The organism is Sediminibacterium goheungense, assembly GCF_004361915.1.
Lineage (GTDB): Bacteria > Bacteroidota > Bacteroidia > Chitinophagales > Chitinophagaceae > Sediminibacterium > Sediminibacterium goheungense.
Genome location: NZ_SNWP01000010.1, coordinates 727,299 through 739,703, shown reverse-complemented (window position 1 = coordinate 739,703; position 12,405 = coordinate 727,299). Strand labels below are relative to the sequence as shown.

The following is a 12,405-nucleotide window of genomic DNA, read 5'->3' as shown; positions in this document are numbered from 1 at the left end:
AACGCATGTTACAGATATTACTATCCGATTTTCACTGGAGCCAGTTATTGCAACCACAGTTTTATATTGAACACGGCGGACTATGGTTGATATTACTAGTGGTATTTGCTGAAACAGGATTGTTTGCAGGCTTTTTCCTGCCCGGCGACAGCCTCTTATTTGTAGCAGGTATCTACAGTTCAAATCTTGCCAATGAATTTATTCCAACTGGCAATGAATACCTCGATCTCTTGATGCTGATGTTACTCATTTCAGCAGCAGGCATCGCCGGTAATACGGTAGGTTACTGGTTCGGAAGAAAAGTGGGCCCTGCCATGTATAACTGGAAAGAAAATATTCTATTCAAACGGAAATACCTGGAACAGGCCCATGAGTTTTACGAAAAGCATGGAGGGGGAGCCATCATCGTGGCCCGTTTTATTCCCATCGTAAGAACATTTGCGCCGATTGTAGCCGGTATTGTTTCCATGGAAAAAAAGAAATTCATATTCTTTAATATTGTAGGCTGCGTGGCGTGGGTATTCAGTATGTTGTTTGCCGGACATTTTTTACAGAAGTGGATACTCAATCAGTTCGGTTTCGATCTGAAAGATCATTTAGAAGTAATTGTAATTGGTATTGTTCTCGTAACCACAGCTCCCGTACTGATTAAATTATTCGGCGGAAAAAAGAAAAATAAAAACGAAGCATAATACCAAAGCTTACTTCGTCACCCTGACATCGCTCCCGCGAGGAAGGGCGGACTTTTATACCAAACCTGCTTGTCATGACTGAAAAAAAATATGGTATTTTTTCCTTGCCCGTGATTGTTGCAGCACTGGGTTATTTTGTTGACATCTATGATTTACTCCTCTTTACCATTGTAAAGAAGCCCAGTATGTTGGGTGTGGGCGCTACTGATGCCACGATGCTGGTAGATAGTACCCGTGTAATTAACTGGCAGATGACAGGTTTATTATTGGGAGGTATTTTATGGGGTGTGCTGGCAGATAAGAAAGGAAGATTAAGTGTATTGTTTGGTTCCATCATCCTATACTCGCTGGCCAATTTTGCCACAGGCTTTGTACAGACGGTAAATCAGTATGCTGCATGCCGTTTTATTGGCGGTCTCGGACTGGCTGGTGAACTGGGAGCGGGTATTACATTGGTGAGTGAATTGCTGCCTAAAAATAAACGGGGAGTGGGAACATCACTGGTGGCAGGAATCGGACTGAGTGGTGCCGTAGCAGCTTATTTTACATACCAATTAACAGACGATTGGCGGCTTTGCTACAAAATTGGTGGTGCATTGGGAATAGGCTTACTCCTGTTGCGTGTAAGTGTGGCAGAATCAGGTATGTTCCGTGAGGCAAAAGAACAGAAAGTAGCAAGGGGGAATTTCTTTATGCTTTTTAATAATGGTAAACGCCTGAAGAAATATGTATTTGCCATTTTAATCGGATTACCTACCTGGTATGTGATCGGTATACTGGTAAACCAGAGCGACCGTTTTGGTAAAGCTATGTTCGATAGTACTACTATCGACTCAGGACGTTCTATCATGTTCGCGTATGCAGCCATTGCTATTGGTGACATGCTGGTAGGTTTGGTGAGCCAGTATTTCAAAAGCAGAAAAAAAGCATTGCTGCTCTATTACATGCTTACTATTGTCGGACTCTTTCTTTTCTTCAGCGGATACAATGATTCTGATACTTCTATGTATGCCATTTGTACCCTGCTGGGTTTCAGCACGGGTTTCTGGGCCATTTTTGTGACGATGGGAGCCGAGCAGTTTGGCACCAATTTAAGAGGCACCGCTGCCACCACTATACCCAATATGGTACGCGGTGCATTACCACTGATTAATATGTTGTTCCTCGATCTCTTTCAAAAATCCTGGAACTGGAGCCTGATTAACAGCGGTATTGTAACAGGTATCGTAGTCATGAGTATAACACTGATTGCTTACTATTTCACTGAAGAAACCTTCCATAAAGATTTGAATTACGTGGAGGAGTAAGTCCGAAAGATATTAAGACCGGAAGTCCGGCGACAATTTTCTTTTATGTGTCAGTCTGTGTCCTCAGTGGCAATAAGCAATGTCACTAAGGGCACAGATTGACACAAAGATCGTTTTGTAAAAAAATCTTTCCGACTTCCGGACTTTCGGTCTTCCAGACTAAATTGTGCTATGAAATTTCTCGTAATCCGCTTTTCTTCAATTGGCGATATTGTGCTGACTACACCAGCTATCCGTTGTTTGAAACAACAGGTGGAGCATGCAGAAGTACATTTTCTCACCAAACAATCGATGAAGGCCGTTACAGAAGGTAACCCTTATATCGATCGCTTTCATTATTTCAACAGCAACCTGGATTCTCTGATCAAAACATTACGGGAAGAGAAGTTTGATTATATCATTGACCTGCATAAAAATTTCAGAACCTGGCGCATCAAAAAAGCATTAAAGGTTCCGGTACTTTCTTACCATAAAGAAGTCATCGAAAAAGTTTTACTTACGAGACTTCATATCAATAAAATGGCCGGGCGGCATATTGTAGAGCGTTGTATAGACGCGCTGGCACCATTAGGTGTACAGAATGATGGAAAAGGTATGGATTATTTTATTCCTGCTGATATAAAGGTGAAAGCGGAAGACTTACCCCTGTCTCATAGTGCAGGTTTTGTAGCGATTGTTATCGGCGCTTCTTATTATACCAAAAAACTACCCGTGTATAAGCTCCGCGAGTTATGCAGTAAAATACAATACCCGATTGTGCTGGTTGGTGGAAAAGAAGATAAAGCAGAAGGTGAAAAAATTGCAGAAATCGATCCGGTAAAAATTTATAACGCCTGCGGCAAATTCAGTCTGCATGAATCGGCAGATATCATACGGCAATCCAGGCTTGTTATTTCTCATGATACAGGTATGCAATACATCGCATGCGCATTGAACAAGCCTGTACTTGCTATCTGGGGTGGTACTTCACCCGCATTAGATGTAGAGCCTTATTATGGAACAGCGCAATTGGTTCATCATAACCAGGCGGCTTATCATAATTTCATGGTAAAAGGGTTGCCATGTCAGCCCTGCTCGAATTATGGAACAAAGACATGTCCAAGGGCACATTTTAAATGTATGCAGGATCAGGATGTAGATCTAATTGCTAAGACTGCTTATACATACTTGTAAATAATATTTTTTTACTATTTTCTATCCTTTGTAAAATGAAACAAGATTATCCTGATTGATCATAACAATCATGATAACCTGTGTTTGCGAATAACGAAAAGGCTCCGAAACTCCGGAGCCTTTTCATTGTATTTAAAAATCAACTATTATCCTTTAATTCTTTTCGCTTCAGTTTCCAGACCTGTCTGGCGTTGGCGGGCTGCTTTCACCTGACTGTTACCAAAACGCCATGAGAATGCTAAACGAACGGTGCGACTTTCATTTCTGCCACTACCATTGATATACAATCCACCAAAATTGCTGGTAGCTGTCCATGGATTGGTAAAGAAGATATCTGTTACACTCAGTTTAACAGTACCCTGTTTTTTCAACACCTGCTTCTGGAAGCCCAGATCAAGTCCGCCTAAAGAACGTGTTTTCCAGGTAGCACCCCATACACTCGGGCCACTGAACCAGCCACTCATCTCAGCTGTGTAACCGCCACCCAGTGTAAATGAATGTTGCATATAGGCACCAAACATCGGGATATCTGTTTTCACTTCGTTCTCACCAATTTTCCCTTTAAACATCTGGTAGTTGTACCAGATATTTGCATATCCATTCCACCATTTGGCAATGGGTAAAGGAGAGCCGATGCTGAAACTCAGGATACGTTGGGTAGCAAGGTTTTTCTGCTGAACAAATGTGGCATTATTTGTTGTATCTGTAGTCTGCGTAGCAAAATCTTTTACATGGCTGTAACCGATGGTTGTGTTCAGCATGTATTTGAAAGTATGCGATAACTCAACAGTATTGGTATACTGGGGACGTAAGAAAGCATTACCTTTTTCGTAAGTCAGTTCATCCAGTTTGTTTTCAAATGGATTCAGGTCCTGATAAGTAGGACGATCGATCCTTCTGCTGAAAGTAAGGTTTAAGGTATGTTTCTGGTTAACGGCCCAGGTTAATGCAGCACTCGGGAAGAAATCCAGATAATTACGTTTAACGGTATTATCAGCCTGTACTACACCATCTGCCCTTGTTAAAACACCTTCGCTATTGGTTTGCTCCATACGTAAACCTGTTTGCAGGCTCCATTTTGGATTCAATTGGCGCTGGTAGTTTACATAAGCTGCATTTACATTTTCTTTATAAGTAAAGCTATTGCTTCTGCTTAAAATTTTTACCGGTGTGCCATTGATATCATTGAAGAAATCAAAAGTATTGGTGGTTTTTACATAAGAGAACTTCGCACCATAACCGAGTTTTCCTTTCCATTTTGGTTGGTCCACATCAACTTTAGCCGTATAAATATCGATATCAGTAGGTGTATAGTTACGGTTCACTACACGTGATAACATATTTCCACTATTGTCGAGATAGTTATTGGGTTGAAAGCTTCTGCCGGTACCACGGAACAAGCCATAATCGGCATCAAAATTGATTTCCTTACCTGTACTATCTGTATAACGATAGTTGATATTGCTGTTCATATTGGTTCTGCTACCCGGAATGGTATTCAGTGCCACCAGTTTTTTTACATACTGGTTGGTAGGCTTATACGTAATATTGGTATTGCTCTCACTTGACCAGTCGGTATTGGCAATATTTGTTGTAACCAGGAAACCTAAAGTACTTTTACTATTAAGGAACAAATCTGCTCCAACTTTTGCATTCAGGCTTTTATTATCGCTCCAGTTGGTACTTTTCTGATCATAAATGGTGTCGCGTTGTACACGATAGAGGTCAAGTGTATTTTCTTGTCTGCCCAGATTGCCGCCAATATTACTAAACAGGTTTACTTTTTTGTCGCGGTAGTTCAGGCTCACCGAACCATTACCTTTCGGTGTAACACCCTGTATAAATCCAAGATTCACAGATCCGTTTGTACCAAATTTTTTATTCTTCTTTAAACGGATATTAATGATACCCGCATTACCACTTGCATCATAACGTGCACTTGGATTGCTGATCATTTCAATCGCTTCTACATCATTACTGTTAATGCTTTTGAGGTAAGCAGCAAGATCCTGGCTACCCAATTGCGTCATTTTACCATCCACATAAATACGAACGCCGGTTTTTCCTTTCATGCTGATGTTCTCATTGTTATCAACCTGAATGCCGGGACTCTTCTGTAAAAGCTCCAGTGCATTGCTACCTGTAGCGTTAATACTGTTTTCTACATTAAAAACCGTTTTATCGGCTTTAATCTCAATCATGGGTTTACGGGAAGTAACTGTTACATCAGTCAGTTTATTAGCGGCTGCTTGTAAAGTGGTGCTTCCAGCGTCATAACCTTGTCCATTTTTTACTTCAAAAGGTGCAGAGTAGATTCTTTCAAATCCAATCATGGTATAATTCAGCAGGTATTTTCCTGCCGGTGCGATCACTATTTCGAAAGCGCCATTCTCATCGGTAACATCTGCTTTTACCAGACTGCTGTCTGCTGCTTTTAATAATGATACAGTTACAGACTGTATACCCTTTCCGGAGTTGTCGGTAACCTTTCCTTTAATGCTGTGGCTGCTTTGTGCAAAAGCTGAATTGAAAATAGTAGTCAATCCAAACACAGCCAATACTAAAATCCGTCTCATGTTGTGTTTCGTTTTAGGTGCTCAATCAGACGCAAAGCACTCATAAATGTTACAGCTTAAAACAGCGTTTCGGGATGAGCAGTGACAAAACCATGACGAACGGTTGCTCATCATTATGAAAAAAGCCCCGTCGGATTTTTACCAACGGGGCTTTGTGTATGAACGGTTATTAAATGAGATGAGTAGCAGAAAATTATAAAGTCTTTAGTACATCATTCATGCTTCTTACAGCTTCTGCGCTCTTATTGAAGAGTGTCTGCTCTTCTTCATTCAGTTTAAAGTCAAGAATTTTTTCCCAGCCGTTTTTGCCGATTACAACAGGAACACCCAGACAAATGTCTTTTTGTCCGTATTCACCATCAAGGCTTACGCAGCAGGTAAAGAGCTTTTTCTCATCACGCAGAATGCTTTCTACCAGCGCAGCACCGGCAGCACCGGGTGCATACCATGCAGAAGTACCGATAAGTTTGGTTAAAGTAGCGCCACCTACCATGGTATCAGCTACAATTTGTTTTTGCTGATCAGCAGTAAGGAAATCGGTAACAGGGGCACTGTTCCAGGTTGCATAGCGAATCAATGGAATCATAGTAGTATCACCATGTCCGCCAACCACTACAGCATTCAGGTCTGCAGGGCTGCAACCCAGGTGCTGACTCAATTGATATTTGAAACGGGCACTGTCGAGTGTACCGCCCATACCAATGATTCTGTTCTTTGGTAAACCGGTTGATTGTAATGCCAGATACGTCATGGTATCCATCGGATTACTGATCACAATGATGATGGCATTGGGAGAATATTTGAGAATATTTTCGCAAACACCTTTTACAATCCCTGCATTGGTACCAATCAATTCTTCACGGGTCATACCTGGTTTACGTGGTAAGCCTGAAGTAATGACTACTACATCTGAACCCGCTGTTTTTGAATAATCATTGGTACTACCGGTAATACGGGTGTCGAATCCCAGTAATGCAGCTGTCTGCATCATATCCTGAGCCTTACCTTCGGCCAGACCTTCTTTAATATCAAGCAATACCAGTTCTTCTGCCAGTGCGGCGCGGGCAATATTGTCGGCACAGGTAGCTCCAACGGCCCCGGCACCTACTACGGTTACTTTCATACAAATGATTATTTAAAAAATGAGGAATTTTTTCGCTGCAAAGGTAAGGGAAGCCCGGGGGATTGAAATAACGAATATTCAATATTGAATAAGGAATAGGGAAGTAAAATGGGGTTTTATTAAACGCTCACTTTCTTGATACAAGAAGATTTTTTACCAATAACAAAATGCACTTGCTTCAAAAAATAGCAGATACATTGCTCATAGCCCATAACTCAGGGCTCAAAGCTTGCTCTATTGCTTATTCTCAGCTAAAAACCTGTTCAGTTCGGGCATTTCGATACCACCCTCAAAAGCCTTTAAATACTCACCCTTTTTGTTATAAACCGCCACATATGGCGTGTATTTTACCTGAAAAAAGGAGGGTATGGCATAATTGGGGTCGCGGCCTACTTTCACATTCTTATGGTTGGTAAGACCATAGATTTCAGCAAAACCTTTGATGTCTGCCATATCACGGTAGCTGACCCAAAGAATAAATGTATTTTTCAGGCTGTCTATATTACTCATCATCTCTTTGGCCTCATGCTGGCAATGACCACAATCGGGACTAAAATAAACGATAATGGTAAAATCAGTTTTGGGTAATTGCTGGTAGGTAAACCAGGTACTGTCCGTCTGCAGAATGCTGAACTCAGGCAGTTTTTTGGTTTTCATAAAAGGAGGAAGATCTCCTCCACTATTTTGTGCAAATGCGCCGAGCGTAATAACCAGCCCCATAAACACCAGTACAATTTGTTTCATATACATTTCTGTTATAAACTCTTTTTATTCAGGCCATTCATTTCCATCATCCGCATTTCTTTGGCATCCTGTAAGAACTCAGAAGCAAAAATGAATTTATTCAACAGTTCATCTTTACTGAAAATGATGTCCTTGTTTGATCCTTCCCATTGTTTTCTGCCCTGGTGCAGATACACAATATGGTCTCCGATTTCCATTACACTATTCATGTCATGCGTCACCACAATGGTTGTAATATTAAATTCGACTGTGATTTCTTTGATAAGTTTATCAATCACCAAAGAAGTTTGCGGATCAAGACCTGAGTTGGGTTCATCGCAGAAAAGGTATTTGGGATTCAGTACAATGGCCCTGGCAATACCCACTCTTTTTTTCATACCTCCACTGATTTCTGAAGGATAACGTTTATGCGCATCTTTCAGGTTTACGCGATCCAGTACTTCATTCACTCTTTTTCTTTTTTCAGCAACTGACCAGTTGGTAAACATATCCAGCGGAAACAGTACATTCTGTTCCACCGTCATCGAATCAAATAAAGCTGTACCCTGAAACAACATGCCGATTTGCTGACGCAATAATTTGCGGTCATCATTGTTCATCTGAAGCATGTCTTTATTGTCGTAATGAATTTCTCCTTCTTCCGGACGAAACAGGCCCACCATACATTTGGTAAGCACGGTTTTACCACTACCACTGGTGCCAATGATGAGGTTGCATTTGCCAGCTTCCATGACGGCACTGATATCGTCTAGGATGGTACGGTCCCCAAAAATCTTCTTGATATTTTTTATCTCAATCATCTAACTGCAAGCTACTCTTTTGTTTTAGAATGCTTCCACCTGGTTTCTTAATAAATCCTCAAAAACCTCTCTTTTTCTGATCAAAATGGCTTTCCCGTCTTTTACCAATACTTCAGCCGGACGAAAACGCGAGTTGAAATTGCTGGCCATTTCAAAACCATAAGCACCTGCGTTATCAAATACAAGTACATCGCCCTCACGTATTTCATTCAGTTCTCTGTCCCAGGCAAAAGTGTCAGTTTCGCAGATATTACCTACTACGGCATACTTTTTCAGTTCGCCCTTTTCATTGCTGATGTTTCTGATACGGTGGTAAGCTTCGTAGAACATAGGCCTGATCAGGTGATTGAAACCAGTATCAATACCGGCAAAAGTGGTAGTAGCCGTTGGTTTAAGCACATTCACTTTACTAAGCAGGTAACCGGCTTCACTCACGATATATTTACCTGGCTCGAACCATATCTGAAAATTACGCTGATAGGTAACTGCAATTTTCTTTTCAAAAGCCATGATTTCATTGGCCAGTAGTTGTATGTCGGTCCCTTCATCCCCATCTTTATAGGGCACTTTAAAACCACCGCCCATATCCAGAAATTGCAGTTCGGGAAAATGAGGAATCATATCCAGAAAAACACTGCTCACTTTCATAAATACATCCACATCCTTAATCTCACTTCCCGTATGGTTGTGTAAACCTGCAATATGAATATTGTATTGCTGCATGAGTTGTACGATATCCTGTAACTGCTCAATCGGGATACCGAATTTGCTGTTTTCATGACCGGTAGAAATTTTCAGATTGCCACCTGCCATAATATTGGGTCTGATACGGATACCTACCGGATAACTATGTCCATATTTTTTTCCGAATTTCTCCAGATTGGAAAGGCTGTCAATGTTGATATTAATGCCCAGAGCAACGGCTTCTTCAATTTCATCAAAAGCGATTCCATTGCTGGTGTATAAAATATTTTCAGGGGTAAAACCTGCATGTACGGCAAGCCTGGCTTCATTGATGGAGCTACAGTCAACATTGCATCCAATCTGTTTGATATGTTTGAGAATGCTGAGGTTGGTCAATGCTTTGCAGGCATAAAAAAAACGAACCTTATCGCTGTGCTGAAAAGCAGTTTGTAACTGTGTATACTGATGGGTAATACGGTCTGCATTGTACAGGTAAAGCGGCGTGCCGAATTCCCGGGCAATGGTTCTTAATTGCTCATTCGAAATTTGTAAAGACATATCACGAAGATACTTGTCTTCGGCTTATCCTTATAAAACGAAACGAATCTTATTGGGGATTTTCATCAGAAGAAGGCTCCTCATCCTGGCTTTCGTCGGCAGGAGGTGTGTCATTGTCTTCGGAAGAAGTTTCAGTAATGGTATCTTCTGTAGTTTCTTCAGTAATACCTTCTTCATCAACCTGAAGAATCAGTTCGCCGTCTTCGTTTACCTTTAATAAAGAAGTATCTCCATCAATCGGGGGCTCCTCCTGATGGGTTTCAGCAGCAACGGGCTGATCTGTGAAGTCTTCCGGACGTATTACGGTACCTTCTACAATTTGTTCTGCCAGTACTTCTTTTATTTTTGGGAGGTCCTCCGGAGAGTTGATGCCAAAATAATCCATGAAGTTTTTGGAGGTAGCATACACAAGCGGTTTGCCTGGCATTTGCTCGTTACGACCACTAATGAGTATCAGTTCTTTCTCCAGCAATTTCTGAATACTGTAATCGCTGTTTACACCGCGGATCGATTCAATCTCTCCTTTGGTGATGGGTTGTTTGTAGGCAATTATGGCAAGGGTTTCAAGTGCGGCATTGCTCAAACGCTTGAGGAACTTGTCGCCATTCAGCTGCGCAATGGTTTTATGGAAGTCTTTTTTGGTAAGGAACTGCCAGCCTCCGCCACTTTCACGAACTTCGAAAGGGTAAAATTCAGAATCATACTTCTCACAAATTCCCTGAATAGCAGCTTCCACCTGATCCAGCGTTACGCGCTCTTCCAGAAAACCGAAAGTGTTATTAATCAGTTCAACGATGTCTAAAGAAGTAAGTGGTTTCTCACTCGCAAAAATCAACACTTCAATGTGTGGTATGATCTGGCTTATTTCCATGATTAATTTGAAAATTTGATAATTTGAAAATTTGGAAATGAAATAGTGGTGTTTTGATTATTACGTTCAATCAAACATAACAATCATTTTCAAATTACCGCATTTTCAAATTTTCAAATTCAAATCTGCTATCCCTGCAACGCAGCAGCACCACTAACAATCTCAGTAAGTTCGGTAGTAATGGCAGCCTGACGGGCGCGGTTATAGCTGATTTTAAGGGTTTTGAGGAGTTCGTTTGCATTTTCACTGGCCTTATCCATGGCAGTCATACGTGCACCGTGCTCACTGGCATTACAATCCAATACCGCTTTGTAGAGCTGGGTATTGAGAATTTTAGGCATCAGTTCAGCAATCAGTTCTTCCCTTGCCGGTTCAAAAATGAAATCCGATTTTTTGGTGGCACCTGTATTGGCCACTTTAGGAATGGGTAAAAACTGCTCAGCGGTATATCGCTGGGTAGCCGCATTTTTAAATTCACTGTAAATGATTTCTACCGCATCGAATTCTTTGTTTTCAAAAGCTTTCATAGCAGCCTGAGCAGCAGCCTGAACATTTTCAAAATTAAGATTCAGGAAAATATCTTTATAAGTAGCATCAGCTTTGTAACCAGCTTTCAGTAAGCTTTCATAACCTTTTTTACCAATATTCCAGATGGTAACATTACCTTTTTTGTGCTGGTTGGCATATTTATCGGCAATGGTTTGTTTGGCCAGTTTAATGATGTTGGCATTATAACCACCACATAATCCACGATCACTTGTGATTACAATCAGCAATACTTTTTCAACGGCTCTTTCTTCTGCCAGTTTGATGCTCATATCACCTTCGGTATTACTTACGATATTGCTCAGCATTTCCTGGAGTTTCTGGGCATATGGCCTCATCTGGGTGATGGCATCCTGCGCACGGCGCAATTTAGCCGCACTTACCATTTTCATTGCCTTGGTAATTTGCTGGGTACTCTGAACACTCTTGATCCGGTTACGTACTTCTTTTAACTGACCTGCCATTGGGTAAAAGTTTCAAGTTTCGAGAAACAAGGTATCAGGAACATCCCGCATACCCTTTTCAATTTGGCTGCAAAAGTAGCAGAAACAGCCTGAAATTCCATCAAAACTTTGCTTTTTTACCCACCATCGCCCCGGGTTATTCAGAACCGGTAGTGAAGGGCCAGTCCATTTCCGCCCAAACCCAGTTCCAGCTTGCCCTGCCGCTGCTCCAGCCATTTGGTGTTCCGACGGTGCTGACCATACTGAATAAGGTCAAAAACCAATAAAAAGCCTCCCTGTAACAGCAGGCTATTGCCATAACCCTTGTTCCGGTCATTGTTAAGCCGGGTGCCCCTTTCTTTTAAATAAAAACCTGTAGCGATATACGCCAAATCCAGCCCTGTATTTAATAATAATATTTTTTCCAATTGATACTGAGCTTTCAGGTTACTGGTCAGACTGTGTTTTTTTTGCAACTGTTTTCGGATACCCAATAAACCCACGCCGGCTATGGCAAGATTAACCGTATTCCAGTAGGCATTCATCTGATGCAGGTAATGTTCGGCACCATGTGTATTACTGGCCGAAATGGTACCCTGTATAATGTTGGCACCTGCCCAGGCACCCAATACATACATATTATTCTGTACCAGTTTAATGCGCTCACGGGCAAGAGAATCCTGTTCACTAACCTGTGCATGTGCCATAAAGGCGCATAGTAAGCCGAAAACCGACATCCATAATTGCTTTGTTTTCATGCTAATCCGTTAAGTATTTGATAAATAATCATCTGTTTCCCGGCCACGTGCGCACTCTACCCAAATTCTTTACCTTTGGCGGCCTCAGTTGAAAAATGCCAAATTGACTCAAAAACTTTTTGCGCATCGT

The 12,405-nt window shown here is 41.4% G+C and carries 11 protein-coding genes; 3 read left to right on the top strand and 8 right to left on the bottom strand.

Annotated elements, in window-relative coordinates:
- Nucleotides 1-5: 5 nt before the first annotated feature.
- The 3 genes from BC659_RS03190 (at nt 6) to BC659_RS03180 (ending at nt 3,172) form a co-directional block, all read left to right on the top strand.
- Nucleotides 6-692, top strand: a complete 687-nt coding sequence (locus BC659_RS03190) for a DedA family protein (RefSeq protein ID WP_133473229.1) — start codon at nt 6-8, stop codon at nt 690-692.
- A 74-nt stretch (nt 693-766) separates the two neighbouring features.
- Nucleotides 767-1,999, top strand: a complete 1,233-nt coding sequence (locus BC659_RS03185; RefSeq protein ID WP_133473228.1) for an MFS transporter — start codon at nt 767-769, stop codon at nt 1,997-1,999.
- Between the two features lie 171 nt (nt 2,000-2,170).
- Nucleotides 2,171-3,172 (top strand): glycosyltransferase family 9 protein, encoded by a 1,002-nt coding sequence (locus tag BC659_RS03180; RefSeq protein WP_133473227.1) that lies wholly within the window; start codon nt 2,171-2,173, stop codon nt 3,170-3,172.
- Between the two features lie 146 nt (nt 3,173-3,318).
- Here the strand turns inward: BC659_RS03180 and BC659_RS03175 are convergent, their stop codons facing one another.
- The 8 genes from BC659_RS03175 to BC659_RS03140 all read right to left on the bottom strand — a co-directional run bounded on the left by BC659_RS03175 (nt 3,319) and on the right by BC659_RS03140 (nt 12,275).
- Nucleotides 3,319-5,748 (bottom strand): TonB-dependent receptor domain-containing protein, encoded by a 2,430-nt coding sequence (locus tag BC659_RS03175; protein WP_133473226.1) that lies wholly within the window; start codon nt 5,746-5,748, stop codon nt 3,319-3,321.
- A 193-nt stretch (nt 5,749-5,941) separates the two neighbouring features.
- On the bottom strand, nt 5,942-6,871 hold the full coding sequence (gene mdh, locus BC659_RS03170; RefSeq protein ID WP_133473225.1) for a malate dehydrogenase: 930 nt from the start codon (nt 6,869-6,871) through the stop codon (nt 5,942-5,944).
- Nucleotides 6,872-7,105: 234 nt separating this feature from the next.
- Entirely contained in the window at nt 7,106-7,615 is a 510-nt protein-coding gene (locus BC659_RS03165; protein ID WP_162847338.1) for a TlpA family protein disulfide reductase, read from the bottom strand.
- Between the two features lie 11 nt (nt 7,616-7,626).
- The gene (locus BC659_RS03160) at nt 7,627-8,415 is read right to left on the bottom strand and encodes an ABC transporter ATP-binding protein (RefSeq protein ID WP_133473223.1); all 789 of its coding nucleotides are present in this window, start codon (nt 8,413-8,415) and stop codon (nt 7,627-7,629) included.
- A gap of 24 nt (nt 8,416-8,439) precedes the next feature.
- Nucleotides 8,440-9,657 carry a diaminopimelate decarboxylase gene (gene lysA / locus BC659_RS03155; RefSeq protein WP_133473221.1) on the bottom strand — a complete coding sequence of 406 codons (1,218 nt, stop codon included), beginning with the start codon at nt 9,655-9,657 and terminating at the stop codon, nt 8,440-8,442.
- 49 nt (nt 9,658-9,706) lie between these two features.
- Entirely contained in the window at nt 9,707-10,528 is an 822-nt protein-coding gene (scpB, locus tag BC659_RS03150) for an SMC-Scp complex subunit ScpB (protein ID WP_133473219.1), read from the bottom strand.
- Between the two features lie 128 nt (nt 10,529-10,656).
- Nucleotides 10,657-11,538 carry an ATP synthase F1 subunit gamma gene (atpG, locus tag BC659_RS03145; protein WP_133473217.1) on the bottom strand — a complete coding sequence of 294 codons (882 nt, stop codon included), beginning with the start codon at nt 11,536-11,538 and terminating at the stop codon, nt 10,657-10,659.
- A 140-nt stretch (nt 11,539-11,678) separates the two neighbouring features.
- The gene (locus tag BC659_RS03140; RefSeq protein ID WP_133473215.1) at nt 11,679-12,275 is read right to left on the bottom strand and encodes a DUF6992 family protein; all 597 of its coding nucleotides are present in this window, start codon (nt 12,273-12,275) and stop codon (nt 11,679-11,681) included.
- Nucleotides 12,276-12,405 lie beyond the last annotated feature (130 nt).

Bases quoted from the DNA above. Each gene is read 5' to 3' on its own strand.
- lysA (WP_133473221.1), bottom strand. From the start codon at position 9,657: ATGTCTTTACAAATTTCGAATGAGCAATTAAGAACCATTGCCCGGGAA.
- BC659_RS03160 (WP_133473223.1), bottom strand. From the start codon at position 8,415: ATGATTGAGATAAAAAATATCAAGAAGATTTTTGGGGACCGTACCATC.
- atpG (WP_133473217.1), bottom strand. From the start codon at position 11,538: ATGGCAGGTCAGTTAAAAGAAGTACGTAACCGGATCAAGAGTGTTCAG.
- BC659_RS03180 (WP_133473227.1), top strand. From the start codon at position 2,171: ATGAAATTTCTCGTAATCCGCTTTTCTTCAATTGGCGATATTGTGCTG.
- BC659_RS03165 (WP_162847338.1), bottom strand. From the start codon at position 7,615: ATGAAACAAATTGTACTGGTGTTTATGGGGCTGGTTATTACGCTCGGC.
- mdh (WP_133473225.1), bottom strand. From the start codon at position 6,871: ATGAAAGTAACCGTAGTAGGTGCCGGGGCCGTTGGAGCTACCTGTGCC.
- BC659_RS03185 (WP_133473228.1), top strand. From the start codon at position 767: ATGACTGAAAAAAAATATGGTATTTTTTCCTTGCCCGTGATTGTTGCA.
- BC659_RS03190 (WP_133473229.1), top strand. From the start codon at position 6: ATGTTACAGATATTACTATCCGATTTTCACTGGAGCCAGTTATTGCAA.
- scpB (WP_133473219.1), bottom strand. From the start codon at position 10,528: ATGGAAATAAGCCAGATCATACCACACATTGAAGTGTTGATTTTTGCG.
- BC659_RS03140 (WP_133473215.1), bottom strand. From the start codon at position 12,275: ATGAAAACAAAGCAATTATGGATGTCGGTTTTCGGCTTACTATGCGCC.
- BC659_RS03175 (WP_133473226.1), bottom strand. From the start codon at position 5,748: ATGAGACGGATTTTAGTATTGGCTGTGTTTGGATTGACTACTATTTTC.